The organism is Shewanella sp. 1311 (assembly GCF_059338235.1).
In genome coordinates, this window is sequence record NZ_CM181686.1 from 1,876,855 (window position 1) to 1,902,398 (window position 25,544).

Genomic DNA, 25,544 nt, shown 5'->3' on the forward strand with positions numbered 1-25,544 from the left:
TAATCGCCTAAGATGTCAGCGATTAAAAACAAGCCGACATTGTGCCAGAGGCAAACCCCAAATAGAAATAGCATGCAATATACAGATACAAATTAGGAGCATCTCGTCGGCTCAGTCCAAATAATCCCTAAAAGCCCTAATATTCGCTAAAAGCATCAGCAACATCGCTGAAATTGTCGACTAACTGAGTTATCATTCGCGGCAAATAACGAAATTGACCTCATTGTTGAACCTCTAAAGGACATAACATGCAGACTCTGGCCCAGCACCTGACCTCACAGGCAGTGAACGACTCCCTTTCCCACCTGATTTTAACCTTAGCCGACACCTCAAAAGCCATTAGCCATGCCGTTCGCCACGGGGCGCTTGCAGGCGTGTTAGGCGCGACTGAGCAAGAAAACGTCCAAGGTGAAACCCAGAAAAAACTGGATATCATCACCAACGACATGCTCAAAGATGCATTAAAAGCTGACGGTACAGTGCGCGGTTTGGCATCGGAAGAAGAAGATCATGTAGTTGAAGTCAGCCAAAATGGTCAATATCTAGTGTGTTTCGATCCGCTAGATGGCTCATCTAATATTGATATCAACTCGTTAGTCGGCACTATCTTTTCTGTCCTGCCCGCCCCGACTGGCGAGCTGACTGAAACCAGCTTTTTACAATCTGGCCGCGCGCAATTAGCCGCAGGTTATGTACTTTATGGTCCATCGACCATGCTGGCACTAACCACAGGCCAAGGCGTGCAACTCTTTACTTTGCACCCAGAAACCAATGAGTTTTTACTGACTAACGCCGCCATGAGCATTAGCCCAGATACCCAAGAGTTTGCCATTAACATGTCGAACCAACGTTTTTGGGAAGCGCCAATGCAGACCTATATTGCCGATTTACTGCTCGGTAAAATTGGCCCACGCGAAAAATCATTCAACATGCGCTGGATTGCGGCCATGGTCGGCGACGTACACCGCGTGCTATCACGTGGCGGTATTTTCACCTACCCAACCGACAATAAAGATCCTAAAAAACCGTACAAACTGCGCTTGATGTACGAAGCCAATCCAATGGCTTTCTTAGTCGAGCAAGCCGGCGGTAAAGCCTCAACGGGTTATGAAACTATTTTAGACATTACCCCAACGCATATTCACCAACGTGTTGCCGTCATCCTAGGCAGCAGCAATGAAGTCGACGCTTGCCTGAGCTATCACGGTATTGATTACAGCGAAGAGCCAAATATAGAGTAAGCCGAATCGCTTAGATTTTGATTTTCATGATGAAAGCCACTGATTACAGTGGCTTTTTTTATCGCGTAATGCGGCATTTTTAGTTTTTATGCGACATAACCTACGAAGGAATTGCGGCCTTACGGCCGAGAAAGTCGTGGGTCTTCAACCCACACCCGACCAAGAGGGGATCAACAGCAATTCCCTCTTGGATCTCCCTTGCCGCCCCTTGCGAAGTTACATGCATTAGAGACTGGCTTAGTGCTTATTCGAAAATAGCTAACGCTTCCGATGGGGCGTCCCTTCCCCCCGAAAGCTACGCAGACGTCCTGTCTGCGTCACGCTATTTCCTTCAACGCCCTTCAGCAACTTCGCAGGGGAAGGTGAACTTCTGTAGCTACTGTACGAACTATTAATCCCCAAAGATTTATGCTTGTACCAGCTTTAACGTTCAGCTATTTTTGTCTTTATCTTTGAACGGCAAAGTGGGTATTATGAGGCTGATTATTATCAAGTTATGAATGGATGCTGTTGATAAATGATTCTAAAAACCAAATCACTTCAAAATACCCAAACACCACAGGCTATCGCGGGTCAAAAACAAGAACAGGATGTTGCCTTCTATTTACGCCGCGCCTTCAAAGATCATCCAGAAGTGTTAGTCATCAATGATTTTCGATTCACCTTTAATGACGAAACCGCGCAAATTGATCACTTAATTATCTACACCTACGGTTTTGTGCTAATTGAATCCAAGAGTATAAAAGGCCATGTGGAAGTCAATCAACAGGGTGAGTGGACGCGCAGTCACGGAAGTAAATGGTTTGGTATGCCGTCTCCTATCAAGCAAGTTGAACTACAACAAGCACTGCTTAAAGAAATGCTAAAACAGCATAGAAGTGAAATTCTAGGTAAATTACTTGGTATAAGACAACAAAGTTTTGGCATGCGTTGCTGGGACCATGTGTGCGCGGTCTCAAGTGATGCGGTAATCAACAGAGATACTATGCCAACGGCCATTTCTGAGTTGTTAGTTAAAACAGAGTTTTTAGTCGATAAACTTGAAAAGATCATGAATCTTAAAAGTAAGTTCATGCGCATTATAAATGTAAGCGACACCCGCCCCGACTTTAATCAACAAGAACTCAATTCCATTGCCAATTTCTTAATCGATCGACATATAGACCCACATAAATTAGCGACTGAAATAACGCTCGCGCAGACACAACAAATCAATGAGCCTGTTGCACACTTTGAAGTTATCAAAGCAGTTGAAGTCAAAACCCAACCAATAACTCAATCTGCCACACACAGCATTCTTAGCTGTAAACATTGCGGAGAATCAACAAACTACACCCCAATGTACGGTAAGTTTGGTTACTACATAAAATGCAATCAATGCACCAAAAACACACCAATGAAACAAGCATGCCCACAGTGCCAAAGCAAAAATATCAAAATACAAAAACGCAGCCAGAGCTATACCCTCACCTGCCAAGATTGCAGTCATAGCTCACAAGTGATTTAGACCTTGGTTAACCTTATCCAAAGTTGCACTGTTCCAAATAAAGGTTATAACCATGAAAACAGATTAAAATTTCATAAATTCTCCATCTTTCATAAATTAAATAGTTGAGAAAAAATCAACTACCCAATAAATGGCTCACGTATAATAAACATATAAATACATTAGCAGATTATTAAACATATAGAGCGACCTGATGAAAATAAGAATACAGAAATTTAAAAAAATCGATGATGTAGAGGTAAAGCTATCATCTTTAAACATATTTATAGGAGCTAACAATTCAGGGAAAAGCAGTTTCATTCAGGGGATTCAGTTTTCCATTTCAGCGTGCCAAACATTAAAAATATTAGGCGCTAACTGGGTAAACAAAAATAAAAAAACATTATCATTAGATTCAAAAGACTATCTATATACTCCTACTAATGACGTGTCTTACCTTTTTCATGGAAAAAGACTTTCAGGTGCCAGAAAAAGGGAGAATCGGAATTGGATTGAATTTACACTGAATGATGGTAACGAGTCGACACTTAAAATATCAAAAGGAAAAAATGGCGGATTTACAACAATGCTTGAAGGACAATGCCTAGGCGACAAGCTTTCTGATATAGATAACCCTTACTGTGTTTATGTTCCTGGAATAGCAGGAATTCCTATTATTGAAAAATATGAGGTACCAATAGCTGTAAAAAAATCTGCAACTAGAGGCGATTCAAATAATTACCTAAGGAACATTCTGCTCACTATTAGTAATGATAGTGTAAAGTGGAACGCCTTTATTAAATCAATAAATTCAGTTTATAAAAATATAGATATTGACGTAAAGTTCAATGATCATTTATCAGAGTTTATATATGTAAATGTGACTGCTGACGACATAAAGTTGCCACTTGACTCAGTTGGAACCGGCTTGCTTCAGGTTATACAAATATTTGCTTATATCGAATATTTTTCGCCAAAGATTGTCCTCTTGGATGAGCCTGACTCACATATTCATCCAACAAAACAAAAATTATTAGCAAAAGAAATGGTTAAAAGGTCTCAAGAAAATCAAAATTTAAAAATCGTTTTTTCGACACATTCTAGATACATTTTAGAGGCATTAGAAAGTGATGCAAAAGTAATACACTTCCAAAATGGTGAAGCCCTCCATGATGTAAAAGGTAGCAATATCCTTCTTGATATAGGTGCTGCCGACGCTGATTATTTGTTTTCAAAAAAGAGCCTTAAATACGTGATCGTTACAGAAGATAAGGTTGATAATATAGATGAAAAGAAAGCTTTCCTTAAAAAATTTCTGGTAGCAAATGGCTTACTTGAAGATGAATTCGTCCTCCATTCATATGAAGGATGCACTAAAGTCGAATTCGCAAAAATTCTTCAGGGATTTGTGAGAAAACAAATCCCAACAGTTAAAGTAATTCTTCATATAGATAGAGATCAAAAAATTGATGAAGATCGTGAGCTTTCGAAGCTAAAAAATGATTGTATAGATAGAGATATTTTGCTTTTTATTACTAAATATCAGGAGATAGAGTCTTATTTTTGCACACCAGAGCACATCCATAAGGTATATGGTGTTGATATTGAAACAGCAAAAAGTGAATATAATAAAATAATAACATCCTTGGAAGAGGAAGCTAAAAGAAAGTTAACTAACTTCATACTAAGAGAGCGGCCAGAGTTAAGTAAAAACAGGGATGGGAAGGTTGATATTGCTATTGTAAATAATCTTGTAGAACAATGGTATAAAGACATGAGATATGAATTTACACCAGGTAAAGAATTGCTGGGTAAAATAAAAAACTTTGCTCAACAGCAACTAAAGGATAATCCGAATAAAATATTAGACATTTCGGATGCCCTAATATGCAACAACTTAAAAAATCTAATATCTACATAGTAAATGTTTAACAAAACAAAGATGTAGATTTGGCAAAGCGAAAAAAGATGGAAAAGGCATAACTCTTTTGGGATTTAGAGCCAACACCGATATCACAGAAGTTCACCTTCCCCTGCGAAGTTGCCGCGGGGCGTTGGAATAAATTGCGTGAGTCCGGTCAGGGATGACCGGCTAGCTTTCGTAGGTACAGGGACGTTGCCTTCGGAAGCGATAGCAATTTATCCATAAGACCAAGGCTAGTAACCAATGCATGTAACTTCGCTAGGGGCGGCAAGGGAGATCCAAGAGGGAATTGCTGTTGATCCCCTCTTGGTCGGGTGTGGGGTGAAGCCCCACGACTTTAATCTGCCTCGGCCGTAAGGCCGCAAAACTAACTCGCAACACAAAGATTTTGCTGAATCTTCCAACGGCGTTCCATCACTGGGATAGAGAACCCATAACAACACACTACAATCAAAGGCTGGATTTGAAAGCTCAATTCAGGCCAGAGCATGAAGGCAGTAACACAGGCCAAAGTGCGCACTATGGCATGCACTATGGCTACCTTTTGCGCCGCTATCACGCCATAAACCAACCACATTAACCCTGTCTGCACCGCAAGGGCAAAAGGCAATGCCAGATAATTTTCCATAAAGAATGGAATGCTGATAGCAAAGGTCAGGAAACTCATGCCCACTGCGGCCAAAAATACGTTATCAAACCAATTACGCTCATACTTTTTCTTGAACGACATGTTCTCACCGGTTAGCCGAGAAATGCCCATGGCTAAATAGACGATTGAACCCGTTCCGATAAATACCGCCATCACCAACTGCGAAGGCGATAACATAAAACTTAATACAAACAGCAAGATCCACACTATCATGCCAGATAAGGGCATAGCCAAAGCACGTTGTTGACGGTATTCGATTAACTGTTGATCCAATGATGTGTGTTGCATGATTAAGCCTCCTTGTTTAGATGACTTAATTATCTACGCTAACAATCCAACACGGCAGTGTGTGTTGTCAGCAATAGACGATGACAAATGTCACCTCTTTCAGCAAAGTCCTAGAAAGTGTAAAAACGTGGCCCCCTGTTGCTGAATTTACTTTGGTATAAGCTTGAAAAAAGCGACAATCAAACATATCAAAGGCATAAGTAAGTTAATCCCTGTAGCGCAGCTAATACCCCAAATAGGGTTTAGATGACTACAATGGTGACGAAAACACAATAACAGCATATAACTCACGCTTTACCCTAGGGCTATCGCGCGCCTAAAATGCGCTATGTTACTGCTTTAGTCATTGGCAACTCGATTTTTTACCGCATTTTTAGATTAAGGGTTAAATGGAATATGGAACAAATATTTGAAAAATTGATGTATGCATCTCGCTGGATTATGGCGCCGATTTACTTGGGATTAAGCCTAGTCCTAATCGGTTTAGGCATTAAATTCTTCCAAGAGATCTTCCATATTCTGCCGATCATTTTTGAGATAACCGAAGTGGATCTGGTGCTGGTCACCCTATCCCTGATTGATATCACCCTAGTGGGTGGCCTTATCGTGATGGTGATGTTTTCTGGCTATGAAAACTTCGTGTCACAATTAGATGTGGGCGAAGACAGTGAGAAGCTCAGTTGGCTCGGTAAGTTAGATTCTGGCTCATTAAAAAACAAAGTCGCCGCTTCTATTGTGGCTATTTCATCTATACACCTGCTGAAAATCTTTATGGATGTGAAGAATATCGATAACGATAAAATCATGTGGTACCTATTAATCCACATCACTTTTGTGTTATCAGCCTTTGCCATGGGATATCTAGACAAAATAACCCGCACCGGCAAGTAGCAGGTTCGCACCCTGTAAGCAGAGTGATCACGGTTTTAACGCTGTAAAAGGTTTTGAAAGTAAAACCTAATCGAAGATAACGTTTTATTCGTTTCTGCTAAATTAAAAAGCCACTCTTTTGAGTGGCTTTTTAACAAAATAAAACCTAAAAAAGCCAAATAACAACATTTACCCCCCCATTACTTAACGCATGACTGATTCAACACATCCCAACTTAATTTCACCTTATTGACTCGTTAATCAGCACTCATTTAAATCTTAATACGGCTATTTGTAATGTCTATTCTTTCAACTTGTTGCGTTAAATATTTAGATATCAGTCATACGGTTTAAATCTATTAAAATACTTACCCAAAAGTGTCAAAAAACTCTATAATCGCCACCCTTTTGACAAACTCGTCACTAACGCATCCATTCGTAAGTAAACATTACTGTAAGCGCAAGGTAGTAAAGTGAAAACACAGTTACTGGCTCTCATGCTCGTCAGCCATATTGGCTACGCCCATGCCAAGGAAGATTTGGCCTCAACTCTAAACGCAGAAGGAATACCACTGAAGAGTCATAGCATCGATTTTATCGATAAAAATCTCAAATTAACCTTGGCCTGTTCCGTTGGAGATCTGCAACCTAGCATCAATGTCACTATGTCGGAATCCTTCGCATTTAATGGTGATCCTAGCGTACTCATCATTACCAGTGGCGAACAAACCAAGTTGAAATTACATGGTACTGGCTCACTGATGAATTTCAGCAGCGGGAGCGCAGCCAACCCAGATCTATGGGGAAGTTTAGGTGAGCTCCAATCTCAAAAATTACACCTTGAAGCGGTATCTTTCCGCTCTAGTAAATACACTAGTTCAGACTTAGTCGCCGTAGGCTTTGCCGATGCTGTGGCTAAGCTCAAACAAGATTGCGTCCAGTAGGCTCCTCAGCCAGCATTAAATAAATCAATATGAACAAAAAGCCACTGATGACAGTGGCTTTTTGCATTTATAGCATATGACTTATCGTCCAGATTAGCTCTTCGCTAGTTCAACCTGATGCACTTTTTCGGTTTGGTCCACTATGGTCAATACCGCAGCATCACCTACCACGTTACAAGAGGTCAGCACCATATCGATAATGCGATCTAACGCCGCGACTATGGCGAAGGCTTCTATCGGTAAACCCATTTGATGGATTAACACGCCTATCATCACCATGCCGCCGCCGGGCACACCGCCGGCACCGACAGAGAGTAGGAAGATGCTAAATAGCAGCGAAGGCAATTGATCAGAGGTGATAGGCATGCCAAAGGCGTTAGCGACAAAGAAAATCGCGATAGTGATGTAAATCGCCACGCCGCCCATGTTCATGGTCGCGCCGAGCGGCACACCAAAGCCTGCTACCGCGCGATTCACGCCTAACTTTTCAGTTAAGGTACGCATAGTCACAGGAATCGTCGCATTCGAGCTTGCGGTCGACAGTGAAAACAGTACTTGCTCTTGGGTCTTCTCGCGGAAGGTTTTGGCCGAAATTGGGGTAAATATGCCAACAGCCATTGGGTAAACCACAAAAATCCACAGCAGTAGCAGCGCGAGGATCAGCACCATGTACTCAACTACGCTCATAAACACGCCAGCATCTAAGGTCGCGCCGAGCTTGAACATCAAGGCAAATACACCGTAGGGCGCTAGGCTCATCACCACAGAAATCAGCTTCATCATGATTTTATTCGCGGTTTGAAAACCATGCACTGCGCCAGCGACATGCTCACCGAATGACTTAATCACGCCACCAAGCATTAAAGCCATAAAGATCACTTGCAGCATATTGCCCGACATAAAGGCCGCCACAGGGTTACGCGGGACTATGTCGATCACCAGTGCCATCAAACTTGGCAGCTCAGTTGCAGTAATGGCCAGGCCGTCTGTGCTGCTCATATCGACGCCTTTACCAGGGTCGAGTAACAGCACGACTAATAATGCCGTCGCGATCGCGACAAAGGTATTGATGATATAAAAACCAAAGGTCTTACCGCCTAAACGGCCAAAGCTTTTAAGATCTTGCAGCTCACAGACACCACAAACAATACTCACAAACACTAATGGCACGACTAGCATCATGATCATATTGACGAACATAGTGCCAACGCCGCCGGCAAGCTCGACCAAATTGTCCGAGAAGAAGCCGATATCGTTTAAGAAGTACTGCACTATTGTGCCGAAAATAAGACCCGCAAACAGACCTATAAAGATCCGCGTCGAAAGTGATTTCATCATGCTTGTGGTTTCCCCAGAAATGTAGTTTTTTTGTTATTCATCTTCCATGATGAGCACAATTGCCAATCCATTTTTGGCTTAGGCAGGGGATAGTGAAACATGCTAGCCGTTAATTCAATGAATAAATTTCACTTTTTCATCTTAAATTAAGCTAACCGCATCACGGAAAATTAGTAATAAATTGATTTTAAATGACAAATAATAATTATGCTCAATCAATGAGCAGACTAAAGACTTATTTAAAACTGCATATTTAAACAGAATGAAAACCAATAAATCACAATATAAACATATTAAAAACAATTAGAAAATCAACCTCAGTCTTAATGACTAAAATTAAACTTTTAAAAGAATTTAAAACTAGATAATTACACTAACGCAGAGAGATGGCATGCGTGATGGCTAAATATATGGTACTAACACTAGTTCAAGCCCGTGAGCTAGCAGGTGTTGCTGTTTGATGCTAATACTGTGTTGAGTTAACCAAAAAGCTAATTCTTGCCAACGCTTTAAATCGGCATGCTGAAGATATTTGGTCTGTTTCGCTTGATTGTCGAAATCATAGGTTGAATTAATTTGCCCAATAGCCAACAACTCGGCAGGTGCTGCCAGCGCAAGTTGCGGCACAAGGCAATGGGTCACCCCCATTAAGGTATGGGCGATTTGCAGCCCTGCGGGATCTAAGTCGGTAAAGGCGATAATCGGCAGCTCGCCTGCCATAGCTTGCAAAAAATGCCGCACACCAATCGGTGAATGATGACCGCTACCGCGGTAAATAACCATGAGGTTCGTTAGATCCTCAGGCAAACGCGCTTGATGGATAACATCAAACACATCCAAGTTTTCAACCACTAAGATGGCTGCGACATGCAGTTCACGGCAATGCTTTTGTGCTTCATCCAAAGGAATACGCAGCGAGGATAAAGCGGATATTGCAACAGGTGGCGATTGAAAGCCCAGAAACTTGAGTAACACATACTCGGCTTCTGGGCGGATCTTAGCGAGCTTCTCATTATGACTTTTGGCGGACATCGCCATGCGATCGACATTGAAATCCAGATCCCTGAGATCAAGTCCCATTAGCGCCAATACGCCTTGCCTTAACAGATCAAAGTCTTTGGGCGCGAAGCACAAATACTTTTCAGACTCGTCTAACTCACCCACTTCTAACTCGCGGTAAATCGCGCGCCAGTTAGCCGTGAGCTTAACCTTTGGAGAACGCTTAATAAAAGCCTTCTCCAACAGCTGCAGTTGTTGCTGGCCTAGGCGAGCCATAACTCAACATCGCGAATGATAAAGTTACCGCTATAGATGGGATGCGGTTCACCTAATGGCTCAAGCTCAAAGTAAGCTTTGTGTTCATCGGGTAGGCCTTCGTAGCCGCCAATCACTTGATAAATCCAGCTCTCGGCTTCCCAAGGCAATGCCTTATCCACCAGATATTCCAGCGCAGATTGGCGCAGGCCAGACTCAATTACATCGACAAAATACTCATCCACCGCCTGTTTAAGTGGATTATCCGGCACATCAAAATCTTCACTTTGGGTGAGTGACACGGACGCATCTCGCTCACGTACCGCTTCAATCACAGGATGACGGCTGATGGCCTTGATATGCGCGACTATGCCCATCAACTCCAACTCTTGGCTGGCGTTGTGCACGTCTACTGCAGCAGGCGCGAGCAAGATTTCAGCGCGATTGAATAGGCTCGGAATTTCCTTGTGGGACACATGGTCCGCAGGACGATAATCTGGATGCAAGTCAGTGTAGAGTAACCAGCCCTTAAGCAAACGGGTACGGCCACGGATTTGCCTAAAGCGACCTAAGAGTTCGAGTAAACGCCCCTGCACTACGCTCAGTTCCTGGGCGCAGTCGCTCATGGTTTCTTGTAAAGTCGTCACTAAGAGTTTGCGCAGCTCACGGATATCGCCAGCGATTTCGCCGAGCTCACTAAACTGGAACATCTCTAAGCCATTAAGCAATTCAGAGACTTGGCTTTGGGCTAATTCATTTTCACGGATCTTTGCGTTGATCGTACCGACATAACCGAACTCGTTATTAATCCGGCCCCAGAGCACACGAATCGAATAACGCAGACTGTCGGCAAAGCTGTAAACATGCTCGCTCAAATCCGACAAATAGGCTTCGGCAGCGCTGTAATCTGAGCTGTGACGGGCTTCTTTGTAATGGTCGGCCAAGGTTTTAATGGTCGCGAGAGCCGAACCAACGTTAGAGTCAATTTGGCGATTACGCTCGTCACTTAAGCCTTCTTCGAGCAAGGCTCGCACAGAACGCTTAAGCCGCAGCTCCTGATCTGGCTCTGGCCGCCACAAAATGCCGGCCTGTTTAAGCTTTTCAACCACGCTTGGATCGTGGGCATCCTCGTTAAGAGAACCCGCCAAATAGGCGTCCATAATGATGTCAGCATGGCGACCTAACTGCTTGAGCAGCTTAACCCCCGCCTGATGTAAGTTACTGCTCATCACGGCCTCCTTGGTCGCAGCTTTTACCTAGGTTTAATCGTGCCAACATTAGATTAAGTCCCGCTGAGTCGCCGTTTCCGCCTGCGCTTCTAGGCTTAGGCCTTCGGTTTCGTCAATAAACCGAATGACTTCATACAGATAATCCAGCTTGCCCGTGGCGATATAGATTTGCTTCTCCGCATTGGGGCGCACTAAATAGCCGAGTTCGACTAAGCGTTTGAAGACTAACTTGATTTGCGCATCGCTGTTGGTACTGGTCGAGCCAAATAAACGATATTGGCTGAGTTTGGCTAACTGCTCACGAAACGCCGGCGTGTCTTCGATGCGGCTTTGCAGCTCAGTTAAACGCACGGGCGCGCCTTCGCTCAGCGGCGCATCTTGGCCACTGGCTTCTTGCACTAATACCAGCCATTCCACCAGCGGGATCAATGCCTGACAGATATCTTTAAACTGCGATGAAATCACTTTGCGTTCGCTATCGCCGAGCTGCAAATAACCACAGAAGAACACATCGCCTTCGGCGGCGGACGCCACGGTACGGTTGATCTGGTTTAAATAGGCTTCGACCCGCTCGCGGGTGCTGCTATTTTTAAGGGCGCGCCAGCCTTCTTCATTGGTGGTGCGGCAAATAAACTCGCCCTTGAGTAACAATTCAATCAAAGCGCCAGTACCGACTAATACGGTTTGAGTTGCATCACTCATTAGATGGCCTCCTTCGACAAACGCTTATTCAACATGTCGGCAATTGGGTTCACCTTTGGTTTTACCACCTGCAACTTCTTGGTTTGTTTGTTGATAATGTAACGATTGGCGAACAAGTTCAGCACCTCAGACTCTGGGTTCGGGAAGGCGCCCAGCACACAAATATTGTTGTTTTCGCAGGCATCGAAAATCTTCTTCACGTTGGTATGGTGCAAAGTGCCCAGTTCATCAATTGGCCAGTGAATGGTCACATCGGCGCGGCCACGCAACAAACGCGTGAATGCCAGCAGGAACTTACACAAAATCAGATACGCCATACCGTGGCTTGAGGATTCGTTAAGCTGTCTGTCGGTGCGGATAATCAGATCGCTGTTACCTTCTTTAAGGCGCAGCTCGATTTCCAGCAACTTAGAGATGCCCCCCGTTAACGCGGCGCGGCCGATAATGTCTAAGGCGCGGCGCATACTGTTGGTGTAATCCTCATCGGGCAAGCCATTAAAGCCATCGGCTTTCCAATGTTTAAAGGCTTTGACGAACTGTTCAAGTTCAGGCCAGAACTCTAACTCGCTGATGCGCGAACGAATACGTACCGCCGACTCAGACACGCCTTCGAGGAATAACTCTTCGCCCACTTCGCGGGTAATACGCGCACTTTGGGACGCGATGCGACGGTCGATATCGGCTAATACATCGTAGAAGGCGGTTAAGTCGACGCCGAAAATCCGTCCTTGTTCACGCAGCGCGGTAATCGATTGCGGCACTATCACGTTCAGCAATTGCTCAAGCTGTGGCACTAACTTACGGTAATCCAGCAGACGAATGCCTTTGTCGTTGATAAAGCTCGATTCTTCGCGGGCACGCTCCCAGGTTTCGGCAAGACCCGAACCTGACTTACTGGCGATCACTGAGTCGAAATGCTCTACATATTGCTTCACTGACCCCATCAGGTAATCGCGTTTCAGCAGTAAATCTTCACCTTGGCGCAGACGCTCGCCTAGGCTACCTTGGGCTTCTTCATTATTGGTCGGCAACTTAAGCTCGGCGAGTTTACGCATTACGGCACGTAACTTCGTTAAGTTTTCGGAGGCTTCAACCTGCGCCGCATCGGACGCTTTACGCTCGGTTTCAAGTTGTTGACGGCGAGTCTTCACATCTAAGGTTTTCGCCTTAAGCTGTTGATCGATTTCCGATACCGCGCGCTTCACATCTGCAAGCTGAGTTTGCAGTTTAGGTTTGCGCATCAGCCAAGTATGTTGATACCAATCATCGAAACGCAGTACGTCACTACGACGCTGCTCAGCGCGGCTGATTTTGGTTTCTAACTCACGAATTTGTTGCTTGAGTTTGAGGATATTCTCCTCATCCACACCGCGGGATTTAAGCTCGTTTTTGTACCAGGTCTCGCAGGCTTTCTGCTCAATTTTGGCACTTTCGCGGCGGCCTTCAATGGTCGCTTTAATTTGGCCGAGTTGATTGTCGAGCGCGCCGATCACTTCCTGCCAATAGGCTTGTTTTTCCATGCGCGCTTCGAGCGCTTGCTCTTTTTGCTCTTCGAGCCAGAGTTCGTGCTGATGTTTAAGCTGTTTCAGCTCGCCATCCAGCTGGGTCATTCTTTGTCCCGCATGGGCTTTGCGATCGCTCAATGCTTTGTTGATTTTATCTTGCTCACTGCGCTTTTCATCGAATAGGCGACGCAGATCGTCACGGCTATTTTTATACGCTGTGCGGGCAAAAGTAAGTTCACGGCTGAGATTATCCAACTCGCCATTAATGGCAACTAGCTGAGATTCGGCCTCGACCTGCATTTCTTGGGCGCTAGTGTGGGCTTCTTCGGCTTTACTTAACCGAATCCGCAGCTCTTGCTCAGAGGCGGCATATTCAGGCACATCGATCGCCTTAAGATCTAAATGTACGCCAAAGAAAGCTTCGCTCGACTCACTTACTAAACTGGGATGTAAATCAGTGCGATGCAGTAGTTCAGGCGCGATCACTTTACCTAAACTTTGCTCCCAACCTTGGGCTTCCTTACGCAGAAACTCCAATAGGGTGTGGGATTGCGGGAACAGCATGTGGTGCAGTTCATCCAGCGCAGTTTGACGCTCGTTTACCCTTAAGGTGGCGATACGCAAGGCTTCGTTGGCTTGGTCGCGTTTGGCTCTGAGCTTGCGTTCATCGCTGCTTAAGCGTTCGACCTTGGCATTGCAGCTTTCTTGTTCTTCGTCGGCACGGTGAATACGTTCGTCGAAAATTGCTAGGCTCAGCTTTTCTTCTTCGGTGTAAGTCACACCATCTACACGTAATTTAAGCTCGGCGGCAGTGAGTTTAAATTGGTATTCCTGCTCGCTAAAGCTGGCCTTGCCCGCATCCATTTGGTTGCGCCATTGCAACTCTAAGGCGTCGATATCGGTGCGAGCGACTTCGCGTTGCTTATCGCGGGCTTCGCGCTGCTTGTCTTGGTCGGCATGCAAACCTTCTAGCTCGCGGTTTAACTGCTCGCCAATCTTACTGCGACGGGCATTGTAGGCCGCCTCGATATCTTGGTGCTTCTCGGTTTGCAGCTTATGGCGTTCACTTAAGTTTTCAACATCGGTGCGCCAGTTTGGCAGCATCTCAAGATCGGTCTTAGCTTGCTCTATGTTGGCATCTAAAAAGGCAGCATGCTGATCTTCAATGGCATCGAGCTCATACTCGCACTTTGCCACATCACCCTTAGCTGCCGATAAATCGAGATTGAGCTCATCGCGCTGCTCTTTCCATTCATCGTCGAGCAATCTGAGTTTTAAATTCAGCTCTTTAGATAAGGTTTGCTGAATATCTTGGCGATCGGCTTCTAAGGTTTCATCGTTGCGATAACCGCGAGACAGACTCGATAAACGCAGTTCGGCGCTGAGCAGTTGGTTAAATTCTTGCTCGAGTTTTTCAAACTCAGGGCGAATAACTTCAAACCCTTGGATAAGTTGGCTTTCACGGATCCACGCTTCAACGCGCTGCGGATTCAAACGTGAGCTGGGCGGATTAACTCCATCCTCTTCTAAAATGGCGGCGATCATGGATTTGACAGTCTCCATCTTGCCTTCTTTGGAGTGCACCGCTTTGGCGAGTTTTTCGATGTGGCGCAGTGAATGCTCGCCCTCACACAGGGCAAATTGACGGGCATAGCCGCGCAGTTCGCTGCGGTTACTGCCCGTGCTTAATAGGGTGCGATCGTTTTGAATAATGGCGCGATATTCACGGGTGTTGAGTAAGTTAGTGGTGGCGATACCAGCACGTTTTAAATCACGGCCTAATTCCGCCATGGTATGACACAGAATAGTGTCGCCGTTTTGCGATTTAATATAATCGCTTAGCTCAAAACCTTTGGCGATAAAGCGATAGTTAACACCCTTACCATCACCCGCAGAGGCCAGCACGGCTTGGTACAGTAAGCCATCGGCCTTTTGATATTCGTAAATGATGTAGCTTGAATCGTGTGGCAAGTACCAACGCTCGAAACTGTCGCGGGTCGAAGGCACCACGCGGCTTGGGTATTCACCATAAAAAACAGGGACTAGACGTTGTAATGTCGTCTTACCCGAGGCGTTAGTACCACAAATGTTGGTATGGCCATTGAGGGCGAGTTCCACAACGCCCGGAAGGTGCGTATCAATCAGCACAATACGAATCAAGCTTGCCATTTCATTCCTTATGCAAACGGGAGCGTCTTATCTAAGCTGCAGAAGCCTTCTACAGGACAAAGCAAAACAATCCAAGAGGGCCACAGACCTTAAAATGCACTGTAAAAAGTGATTTTAAAATCATGACCTAAAAATAGTGCCCCTAAAATAAGGCAATCGCGGTGTATTGGCAATTAAGCGGCGCTGCACTAATGCCATGGCTCACAATCTTTACGCCCAGAATTGGGCCCAGAACTAAGCTCTTCTTTAAGCCCAGAACTAAGCTACTAGCAAAGCCAATACTAACCGCCAATGATACGACAACTTAGCCAAAATAGGCGGCTAACAAAGCGGCAATTAGCGCAGTAAAAGGTAAATTTTAGCGGTTATCTTCAATGCGCAGGCGATCGGCGATCCGGCTATAGATCAGCATCATTTCCGCCAGCGATCCCACTTGCATGCCCTTCATCAAATTGGCGCGGTGGATCTCGACCGTGCGCATGGCAATACAGAGGCTATCGGCGATCTCTTGATTCTTCAGGCCTTGGGCAATCAGGTTGAGTATCTCCCGCTCCCTTGGCGTGAGCGCTTGATAAGTCTCAAGATACTGATTGTCTTGATGATGCGCCTTGCTATGTTCCAACGCTTTGAGTACCGCTTCGGCTAACTTAGCGCCATCGGCGGGCTTTTGGAAAAAATCCACCGCACCGAGTTTGAGCGCTTCAACCGCCATAGGCACATCGCCATGTCCGGTGAGATAAATCAGAGCTAACGGACTATTTTTGGCGACTAATTCAAGATGCAACTGCGGGCCGCTCAAACCCGGCATACGCACATCAACCAGCGCACAACCCGGCAGGGTTAAGTCTACGGCGGTAAAAAAGGCTTCGGCGCTATCAAAGTCGGTGATCTTGAGGCCATAACTTTCGAGCATAAAACGCAAAGAACGACGCACTGAGTCATCGTCATCGATTAAATATACAGGTAACTCAAGGCTCATTAAAGTGCTCCATTAGGTTCAGGCTTACGCGGTATAGCCACCTGCGCTTGGCAACCGCCCCCCATAGCGCTTTCTAGGCTAAACGTCCCGCCATGGCTCTCGGCAATATCGCGGCAAATCACTAAACCTAAACCTAACCCCTCTGATTTAGTGGAATAAAAGGCTTGCATCAGCAGGCTGGCGGCTTCAGTTAAACCCGTGCCATTATCCGTGACAGTCAGCAAAAGTGTACGTTCTTGATAGCGAAGATCGATATCGATCGTCGGCGTGTATGGCTTTTGCGTGATGATCTGTTCTGTGCCACTGGATTCAAGTTCCAGCCGCTGAACACAGGCATCGGCGGCGTTTTTTAGCAGGTTGAGCAACAACTGCTGCATGCCGACTTCATCGAGGGGCTGTAAATAGGGCTCGCCGCTCACATTCACGGCGAGATTGATTTGGTGTTGTTCAAACTCATAGGCAAGCAGCGGCACAGTCTCATTGACCAGCTCATGCAAATACAAAGCTTGTTTCGATACAGGCCGTTTCTTCAACAGGTTGCGTAAACGGCTGATAATGCTGTCGGCTCGCGTGACTTCCTGCTGGATCAACGTCAATACCGATTGCAGTTCCTCAGGGCTCGTCCCCCGTTGTAATCGCACTTCGGCGCCATGGCAATAATGGCCAATCGCCGCCAAAGGTTGATTCAGTTCATGGGAGAGGCTAGCGCCAAGCTCACCCGCAATTGCAATACGCTGGGCATGTTCCAGTAGCGCGCGGTTTTCATTGAGCTGACGCTGAGTGTTAATTAACTCCCGGCCGCGACGGCTAAAACGATACTCCAACCAGAAATGGTACGCATTGAGCAGCACCAGAATCGCCAGCACAAACCAAGCCCATTGTTGATGTAACTTGACCCACTGCCACGCCCTTTGCCACCAAGGCGTTTGCAGGGGATGCATGTCGAGATCTTTAAGTAACTGATCGATCGCCAGCTGACTCACGGCCGTGGTCCAACCCGCAGAATCGGCCGTCTTAGCGGCGAGGTGATCTTCGGGCAGTGCCAGCAGCGCTTGGGTCACGCTTTTAGCTAAAGATTGCGAGGCGCGATTGGTCTTCGCCATGGACCAGTTGGGATAGAGACGAGTCGAGACTTGGCAATGAAATCCCACCGGAGTTTGGTTATCGAGCACCCGATAATGGCCGATATTAATCAGCCCTTCTGCCTGCATCTGCTCAAGCTGACACACAGGCACTACAGCCGCATCCAGTCGATTGTCTTTCGCCGCATCATTACCACTTTTTTGATCATCTAACTGATACAACAGATTATCTAGCGGGAATCCCAGCGGAATGATCTCACCCACAAAGCGAGGCAAATCTATGCCCTTTAGCTGCGCTTCGTACACTAAGGTCAAGTAACCGCCGAAGGCATTTCTCGACACAATACCGAGTCGACGTCCCTTGAGATCCGTTAAAGTCTGATAGGGTGAATCGGCGCGCACCACCAGCGCCGAACCCACTTGCATCGCCGCGCCATTATTTAACGGGCTGCGCAGGGTTGCCAACCAAGTGAGAGAATATTGCCGCGCCAGCAACACGGATTGCCCGGGGTTAGTGATCACAAAATCGAGCCCTTGGGTTTCAACGCCCTTAGCGAGCTCATCGAGGGAGAGAGGATGTAACCTAAAGTAACTGTTGGGAATTTGGGTTTCGAGCCAACCCATTAACGGCTGCCAGCGGTTGATGGTCGCCTTATAACCGCGGATGGCTAACACACCCACATCGACCACTTGATAACCGGGTTCTTCGGTAGCGACTGGCGCAACAACCTCAGCGTCCATTACATCCGAAGGAGCGCTTTGATTCTGCGGCTCGGCGGAAAACACATTTGCCGAAGCGAGCAAGCACGCTAACGCCACGGCTAGTGCCATCCTGAAAATCATTCGAGATCCCATCTTAGGCACAGTCCCCTGAATCGATAACGGCCACTTGAGTGACATCGCTGAGCTAAACACTGTTTTCATCATCCTCAATAACATGAAGTGCAATCCTTTATCCCCAGTCACTCACACTAAAATCAAGTCCAACTCAAGCTAAGAAAAGGCCAAACTCAAGTAACAAAAAATAAAACCCTAGCATTTTGAAGGCTATTCTAACGGATATTTGTTGCGCTAGATCAAGTCCACACCCGATATGTGGAAAACCACTATAGTTATGCCGCCTCCCCTTTTACAGAATGCCTGTAAACCTCGCCATAAACCTTAACTCTAGGTCTATGAGCCAGTTTATTCGCCATCTGCAAGTAGTGAAGGAAATCTGTATGGACAAGAGTAAACGTCAGTTTCTCGGCAAAATGGCCAGCGTCAGTGTTGGCGCCGCACTCATCCCTGTCGTGCAAGTGTATGCACAGGATGATAAGCGCAGCCCTCAAATGCACAGTGCCAGCGAAGGGCAAGTGGGTAAACGTTACGGTATGGTAATTGACTTGCGCCGCTGCGTGGGCTGCCAAGCCTGTACCGTCGCTTGCACTATCGAGAATCAACCGCCCCTCGGGCAATTTCGCACCACAGTGCAGCAGTATGAAGTCTCGCAGCAGGAAAATACCACTCCGCCTGCGTTTTTAATGCTGCCAAGACTTTGTAATCACTGCGAAAACCCGCCCTGTATTCCCGTTTGTCCTACGGGCGCGACCTTCCAGCGCAAAGACGGCATAGTGGTCGTCAATAATGAATGGTGCGTTGGCTGTGGCTACTGCGTGCAAGCCTGTCCCTACGATGCCCGCTTTATCAACCACGACACTAATACCGCCGACAAATGTACCTTCTGCGCCCAAAGGTTGGATGCGGGATTACTACCCGCCTGTGTCGAAACCTGTGTGGGAGAAGCCCGTGTGATTGGCGATCTTAACGATCCCCACAGCCAGATAAGCCAACTGCTCGCCACCAATAAAACCGATATCAAGGTACTCAAACCGACGGCCAACACTGCGCCACGGGTGTTCTACATCGGCATGAGCAGCGCTTTTGAGCACAAGATTAGCGGCCAAGCCCCCGTTAGAACCTTACTTACCGATACTGGCGAGGAGATCCACCATGGTCATTAAAGAAATCTTTACCCCAGATATCGCCATTACTTGGCTACCTTGGGCGGTGCAATACTTTTTTATGATGGGTCTGGCCTATGCCAGTGTGTGGGTCGCGACAATACACTTGTTTAGTCACGCGAAACCCGATGACAGACTGCTGAAACTCTGCGCCTGTTTAATGCTGACCGCAGGCATAGTCGCGCCTATTGCCTTGCTCGCCGATTTACACCAACCGCTGCGGGCTTGGCATTTTTATGCGCAAGTTCGCCCTGAATCTTGGATGTGGTATGGCGCCTTTTTACTGCCGGTATTCTCGGGCACCAGCGCGCTATTTGCTTGGCTATTACTGCGTCAATATCTGCCTAAGCACACCGCGCATCAAGACTCAGATTGGCTGAATAAAATAGGCCAATTATTGAGATTCGGTGATTGGAACAGTGACAAATTCATCAAGCCGATCGCGATTATCACAGCCCTAAGTGCCTGCAGTATTGCCCTCTACACTGGCATGGAAACCATGGCCATTAAGGCGCGGCCACTGTGGCATACCTATTGGCTGCCACCTTTGATGGCGATGAGCGCCCTGCTTGCTGCCTGCGGCACTTTGGCGGTATTGAATCGATTATTAAAAGGCTACCAACAAAGTACCCAAGACAAGCTATTACTCTGGGTAAGGGCCAGCTTTGGTCTGTTCGCCCTGTGCCTTATCGGCTGGGCATTATTCGATAAGGGCTCGGCCCCTGAAGCCGCGTTATTGCTTGAAACCAGCCCAAGCTGGCAACTTGGTGCAATTTGGGTACTGGTCACACTCGCCGTGCTGGCACTGATGCTCGCCATTCGTCACTTACCCAATGTTGCAATGCTAATCGTCAGCCTCACGGCCATTCATCTCGCGTGGGGATTTCGCTGGATAGTGTTAATCCAAGCGCAAACCGATCCTAAATACGGCGCAGGGACTTACCTCTATCAACTGCCTTGGGGACCCGAAGGGCTATTAGGCATAGCCGGCACCTTCGGTCTTTGGCTGGCATTAATGGCGCTGGTCTCCGAACTTATTCGCCACACGCCTACAGCAAAGCTTGCTCGCTGAGCACCCAATTAGTTTACAGAATGAAGGAGTCCATCATGGATAAGAGTAAACGTCGTTTTATCAAAGGGGCCGCTGTCACGGGTGGTGTGGGATTATTTGCTGCGGGTTATAGCCATACGTTAGCGCAAATGGGCAAAGGTGTCGTCAATGGCACCTCAGGAAAACCGACCCAAGATCCGCTGCATGGCAATTCCTTAGCGCCTGAATACAAAGTCGATTTACAGTCAGGTCAGCTGATCAGCAATGACGATCAGCGCGTCGCCAATACTATGTGCTTAGGTTGCTGGACCAAATGCGGCGTGCGCGCTCGTATCGATCAAAAAACCGATAAGATCATCCGCATCAGCGGTAATCCTTATCATCCGTTGTCATCGCGGGAACATATCGATTTCGATACGCCAATCAAAACCGCATTTGTCGGACTAAGCGCCTTTCAAGAACAAGGTCTACAGGGGCGTTCCACCGCCTGCGCTCGCGGTAATGCCATGCTAGAACAATTGGATAGCCCACACCGCGTTACCCAATGTCTTAAGCGCGTGGGTAAGCGCGGCAGTGGCCAATGGCAGAGCATTAGCTTTGAGCAGTTGCTGAATGAAGTCGTCGAAGGCGGCGATTTATTTGGCGAAGGCCAAGTTGAAGGCTTAAGAGTAATTCGAGATATCGCCACGCCGCTCGATGCCAATAATCCAGAATACGGCCCTAAGGCCAACCAGTTACTGGTCTCGAACGCCTCCGATGAAGGCCGCGATGCCATTATCAAACGTTTTACCTTCAACAGCTTTGGCACCCGCAACTTCGCCAACCACGGTGCTTATTGCGGGTTTACCTACCGCGCCGGCGCCGGCGCCTTATTGGATGATTTGAAAAAATACGCCCACTTAAAACCCGATTGGGACCATAGTGAATTTTTACTCTTTATCGGCACGTCGCCGCAGCAATCGGGCAATCCCTTTAAACGCCAAGCGAGACAACTGGCTAACGCGCGGGTGAATAACAGCAATTTCAGTTATGTGGTGGTGTCGCCCATGCTGCCCAATACTTCGAACCAACCTTGCGCGGGCAACAACACTTGGCTGCCGATCCGCCCCGCCACCGACTCAGCTCTCGCCATGGGCATGTTGCGCTGGATTATTGATAACCAGCGCTACGCCGCCGATTTTTTGAGTGCGCCCAATGTCGATGCCGCAAAAGCATCAGGTTACCGTGGCTTCAGTAACGCAGGATTCTTGATCGTCAGCGAACCTACCCATCCAAGATATGGCCAATATCTCTTTGCCAGCGATCTTGGCTTACCTTTCGACGGCAAAGCCTACGGCGAGCAAGACTCGCAGTTGGTTGTCGATGCCGCGAGTGACAAGATAGTTTTGGCGAGCCAAAGTCAGAAAGCCAAGCTCGACGTTAATCAAAGTGTCGACACACCTAAAGGCACGATTGCGGTTAAATCCAGCTTCCAACTGTTAAGTGAAGCGGCGCACAGCTTCGAGATGGCACACTATGCCAAGGAGTGCGATATCAGCGAAGCGCAGATTATTGCTCTCGCAGATAAGTTTACCAGCCATGGCACTAAGGCCGCGGTGATCTCCCACGGCGGCACGATGAGCGCCAATGGTTTCTATAGCGCGTGGGCGATCATGATGCTCAACGCTATGATAGGCAACATCAATTTGAAGGGCGGCGCATTAGCCTCCGGCGGTTCATTCCCCGCCTTTGGTAAAGGCCCAAGGTATAATCTGCAGGAGTTTGACGGCATGGTCGAGCCTAAGGGCGTATTCCTATCGCGATCTAAATTCCCCTACGAAAAAACCTCAGAGTATCGCCGTAAAGTCGAAGCGGGCGAATCGCCTTATCCCGCCAAGGAGCCTTGGTTTCCGATTTCATCGCCCTTATTGGGCGAACATTTAACCGCGGCGGTGCACGGTTATCCCTATCGACTCAAAGCATGGATTAACCACATGGGCAATCCGATTTATGGTCAAGCGGGCCTAGGTGAAGCCATTGGTGAACAACTGAAAGATCCCAAAGTGCTGCCGCTGTTTATCAGCATCGACAGCTTTATTAACGAAACCTCGGCGCTATCGGATTACATAGTGCCCGACACCTTAACGTACGAGTCTTGGGGCTGGACCTCGGCATGGCAAGGCACACTAACCAAAGTTGCCACAGGTCGTTGGCCGATTGTCGAGCCAAGAGTCGCGAAAATGGCCAGTGGTGACGTGGTGTGCATGGAGTCTTTCTTGAGCCAAGTGGCGATGAAGCTGCAATTACCCGGCTTTGGCGAAAATGCCGTTAAGGCCGCCGATGGCAGCTTACATCCGTTAACGCGCGCAGCGGATTACTCACTCTACGGCGCCGCCAACGTGGCCTATTTAGGTAAAGCCGTCGCCGATATCAACGCCGAGGACATGTATCTTAGCGGTGTGAGCCGCATTCAAAGTGAACTCAATACCAGACTCAAGCCAGATGAAGTCAAAAAAGTCAGTTACTTATTTGCTCGCGGCGGCCGTTTTGAAGAAATGCGCGGCGCACGCGATGACGCGGGGAATCCGAGTAAAGTCTGGCCTAAACCTATGATGCTGTGGAATCCCGACGTCGGCAGTCGTCGCAACAGTCTCACAGGAGAATTTATGAGTGGTTGTCCGCGCTTATATCAACCCGCCTTGGCCGATGGTACGCCGCTCGATAAGGCGTTTGATAAATCACAGTGGCCTTTGCTGATTAGCAGTTACAAGTCCCATACCATGAGTTCTATGAGTATTGGCTCGGATCGTTTACGCCAAGTACACCCTAATAATCCGGTGCGACTGAACGAGAAGACCGCCAGTCGCCTTGGGATCAGCACAGGTGACACGGTCAAGATCAGCACGCCCAACGGCAGCGTGATTGCCTTAGTGGAATGTGTTGCCGGAGTGCACCCAGACTGCATCGCTATCGAACACGGTTATGGCCATAAAGAACTCGGCGCGCGGGACACTGTGATTGACGAGATTAAAATCGTCGCCAATCCGCTGATCCGAGTTGGCATCAATATGAACGACTTAAATCTGTTCGATCCTAGTCGCAACGGCCGCTATCCGCTGGTAGACTGGGCAAGTGGCGCCTCGGCAAGACAAGGGCTGCCCGCTAAGATTGAAAAACTAAGCTAACCGCCGAACATAGATAACACTTAAGAAGCTGCCATTGGCAGCTTTTTTATGGCATTCATTCAACCTAACTAACCCGAATCGCATGCAAAAATTCGTTATCCGCTCTGCCGCTACGTCTGGTCGGGCTAAAACCAAAGTCAAGTCGAGCAACAACCAAAGAAAAGTTATCTTCTTTTGCTCAATTTAGGTATATAGATCCCGATCACGTGTTTAATAGAAATAAACCACACATTAAAATCACAGCTATATTTATCTGTATATCCAGCTCGTTATATCGAGCTTTCAATAAAGACCAGCAGTTTTTGAGTCAGTTAAGCTCATCAGGAGTATCCCAGTGTTCAATTCTTCATTACGTAAAAGTCTAGAAGTGAGCGAAAACAAGCGCCAAGAAGCGGAGTCTGTCATTGACGCCATTAAGCAAAGTATTGCCACGGTAGAATTTACGCCTGAAGGAAAAGTACTCGATGCGAACGCCTTGTTTTTAAAAGTAGTCGGTTATTCACTTAATGAAGTTGTTGACCAACACCATAAGCTGTTTTGCTCAGCGGCCTATGCTAATTCTCCTGCCTACCAACAATTTTGGAGTAATTTAAAAGCCGGTCATCCACAGGAGGGAAATTTCGCGCGAGTGAATAAAAATGGCCAAGAAATCTGGCTGAGAGCGACTTACTTTCCTGTAAAACTGGCGGGGAAAGTCGTTAAAATTATGAAAACGGCTTCGGAAATTACTCAAGATAAGCACCAAATGGACGATCAAGCCGCTATTTTTGATGCCCTAAATCGCTCCCAAGCCATTATTGAATTTACCCCAGATGGCACTATCTTGAAGGCCAATGCCAACTTTTTAAAAACAATGGGATACAGCAAAGAACAGATCTTAGGTAAGCATCATAGAATTTTCTGTTTCGATGAATTTTATCGACAAAATCCACACTTTTGGAACGAGCTTAAGCAAGGTCGCTATAGCAAAGGGCTATTTGAGCGCAAAAATGCTTATGGCGACTCAATTTGGCTGGAGGCGGCTTACAATCCCATTATGGATGAGCATGGAAAGGTCGTTAAAGTCATTAAGTTCGCTAGTGATATCAGCAAGCGGATCGAGCAAAGCCACGCTGTGCGTGAAGCCGCAAATATTGCACTCACCACATCGCAACGCACCGTTGAGCAAGCGGAACAAGGTGTTAAGTTGCTTAATGCGACCGTCAATACCTCCAATGCCATTGCTGAACAAACCCATAAAACGACTCAGGCGATTACTCAACTGAATGAGCAATCCCAAAGTATTCAAGCCATAGTCGCGACCATTAGCTCGATTGCCGATCAAACCAATTTGCTGGCATTAAATGCCGCGATTGAGGCCGCGCGTGCGGGTGAACAAGGCCGAGGTTTTGCGGTTGTCGCCGATGAAGTGAGGCAGCTCGCTTCCAGAACCAGTAAATCAACCAGTGAAATTGCCGCCGTCGTCACTAAAAATACCCAGCTCACCACAAGTGCAACGAGTATGATGAACGAAGTTGAAGGTATCGCACAGGAAGGGAAACAACAATTAGCCGAGGTCACTTTGGTGATGGGAGAAATACGCAACGGAGCAGAAAACGTTTCAAAAACAGTCTCTCAACTATCGATTGATTAACTGTAATATGTAAGCTAGTTCATCGCGCTATCA

17 protein-coding genes are annotated in these 25,544 nt (G+C 46.9%); 9 read left to right on the forward strand and 8 right to left on the reverse strand.

The annotated features are described in order from the left end of the window. Positions 1-248 precede the first annotated feature (248 nt). The 3 genes from AC5YB3_RS08515 (at position 249) to AC5YB3_RS08525 (ending at position 4,648) form a co-directional block, all read left to right on the forward strand. Positions 249-1,241, forward strand: coding sequence for a class 1 fructose-bisphosphatase (locus AC5YB3_RS08515; protein WP_494526944.1), 993 nt, complete (start codon positions 249-251; stop codon positions 1,239-1,241). A 517-nt stretch (positions 1,242-1,758) separates the two neighbouring features. Then, positions 1,759-2,748 carry a nuclease-related domain-containing protein gene (locus AC5YB3_RS08520; RefSeq protein ID WP_432405668.1) on the forward strand — a complete coding sequence of 330 codons (990 nt, stop codon included), beginning with the start codon at positions 1,759-1,761 and terminating at the stop codon, positions 2,746-2,748. A gap of 193 nt (positions 2,749-2,941) precedes the next feature. Further along, positions 2,942-4,648: an ATP-dependent nuclease gene (locus tag AC5YB3_RS08525; RefSeq protein WP_494526945.1), complete on the forward strand. Its 1,707-nt coding sequence runs from the start codon at positions 2,942-2,944 to the stop codon at positions 4,646-4,648. Positions 4,649-5,018: 370 nt separating this feature from the next. Here the strand turns inward: AC5YB3_RS08525 and AC5YB3_RS08530 are convergent, their stop codons facing one another. Continuing rightward, positions 5,019-5,588 carry a DUF7010 family protein gene (locus tag AC5YB3_RS08530; RefSeq protein ID WP_432405674.1) on the reverse strand — a complete coding sequence of 190 codons (570 nt, stop codon included), beginning with the start codon at positions 5,586-5,588 and terminating at the stop codon, positions 5,019-5,021. A gap of 396 nt (positions 5,589-5,984) precedes the next feature. Between AC5YB3_RS08530 and AC5YB3_RS08535 the strand changes: the two genes are divergently transcribed. Together AC5YB3_RS08535 and AC5YB3_RS08540 are read left to right on the forward strand one after the other, a co-directional pair. Further along, the gene (locus AC5YB3_RS08535; RefSeq protein WP_107403650.1) at positions 5,985-6,479 is read left to right on the forward strand and encodes a TIGR00645 family protein; all 495 of its coding nucleotides are present in this window, start codon (positions 5,985-5,987) and stop codon (positions 6,477-6,479) included. 452 nt (positions 6,480-6,931) lie between these two features. Then, a complete protein-coding gene (locus AC5YB3_RS08540) occupies positions 6,932-7,402 on the forward strand; it encodes a hypothetical protein (protein WP_432394977.1) in 471 nt (156 codons plus the stop codon). Positions 7,403-7,495: 93 nt separating this feature from the next. Here AC5YB3_RS08540 and AC5YB3_RS08545 read toward each other — a convergent pair whose 3' ends face one another. The 7 genes from AC5YB3_RS08545 to AC5YB3_RS08575 form a co-directional block, all read right to left on the reverse strand. Next, positions 7,496-8,740, reverse strand: a complete 1,245-nt coding sequence (locus tag AC5YB3_RS08545; protein ID WP_432405676.1) for a dicarboxylate/amino acid:cation symporter — start codon at positions 8,738-8,740, stop codon at positions 7,496-7,498. A gap of 402 nt (positions 8,741-9,142) precedes the next feature. Beyond that, a complete protein-coding gene (locus AC5YB3_RS08550) occupies positions 9,143-10,015 on the reverse strand; it encodes a DUF7281 domain-containing protein (protein WP_432405679.1) in 873 nt (290 codons plus the stop codon). Next, positions 10,003-11,223, reverse strand: a complete 1,221-nt coding sequence (locus AC5YB3_RS08555; RefSeq protein ID WP_011845750.1) for a hypothetical protein — start codon at positions 11,221-11,223, stop codon at positions 10,003-10,005. Before AC5YB3_RS08555 ends, AC5YB3_RS08550 begins: the two co-directional genes overlap by 13 nt. Before the next feature lie 48 nt (positions 11,224-11,271). After that, positions 11,272-11,925 (reverse strand): hypothetical protein, encoded by a 654-nt coding sequence (locus AC5YB3_RS08560; RefSeq protein WP_006080105.1) that lies wholly within the window; start codon positions 11,923-11,925, stop codon positions 11,272-11,274. Beyond that, positions 11,925-15,599, reverse strand: coding sequence for an ATP-binding protein (locus AC5YB3_RS08565; protein WP_494526946.1), 3,675 nt, complete (start codon positions 15,597-15,599; stop codon positions 11,925-11,927). The genes AC5YB3_RS08560 and AC5YB3_RS08565 overlap by 1 nt, the downstream gene beginning before the upstream one ends. Positions 15,600-15,957: 358 nt before the next feature. Then, a complete protein-coding gene (locus AC5YB3_RS08570) occupies positions 15,958-16,578 on the reverse strand; it encodes a response regulator transcription factor (RefSeq protein WP_494526947.1) in 621 nt (206 codons plus the stop codon). Further along, a complete protein-coding gene (locus tag AC5YB3_RS08575; RefSeq protein WP_432405688.1) occupies positions 16,578-18,599 on the reverse strand; it encodes a sensor histidine kinase in 2,022 nt (673 codons plus the stop codon). Before AC5YB3_RS08575 ends, AC5YB3_RS08570 begins: the two co-directional genes overlap by 1 nt. Positions 18,600-18,880: 281 nt before the next feature. On the opposite strand from AC5YB3_RS08575, the gene dsrO reads away from it, so the two are divergent. From dsrO to AC5YB3_RS08595, 4 genes are all read left to right on the forward strand, one after another. Further along, positions 18,881-19,663, forward strand: a complete 783-nt coding sequence (gene dsrO, locus AC5YB3_RS08580; protein WP_494526948.1) for a sulfate reduction electron transfer complex DsrMKJOP subunit DsrO — start codon at positions 18,881-18,883, stop codon at positions 19,661-19,663. Continuing rightward, the gene (nrfD, locus tag AC5YB3_RS08585; protein ID WP_494526949.1) at positions 19,653-20,735 is read left to right on the forward strand and encodes an NrfD/PsrC family molybdoenzyme membrane anchor subunit; all 1,083 of its coding nucleotides are present in this window, start codon (positions 19,653-19,655) and stop codon (positions 20,733-20,735) included. Before dsrO ends, nrfD begins: the two co-directional genes overlap by 11 nt. A 35-nt stretch (positions 20,736-20,770) precedes the next feature. After that, positions 20,771-23,878, forward strand: coding sequence for a tetrathionate reductase subunit A (locus tag AC5YB3_RS08590; protein ID WP_494526950.1), 3,108 nt, complete (start codon positions 20,771-20,773; stop codon positions 23,876-23,878). Positions 23,879-24,212: 334 nt separating this feature from the next. Then, a complete protein-coding gene (locus AC5YB3_RS08595; RefSeq protein WP_494526951.1) occupies positions 24,213-25,511 on the forward strand; it encodes a methyl-accepting chemotaxis protein in 1,299 nt (432 codons plus the stop codon). Positions 25,512-25,544: the final 33 nt, after the last annotated feature.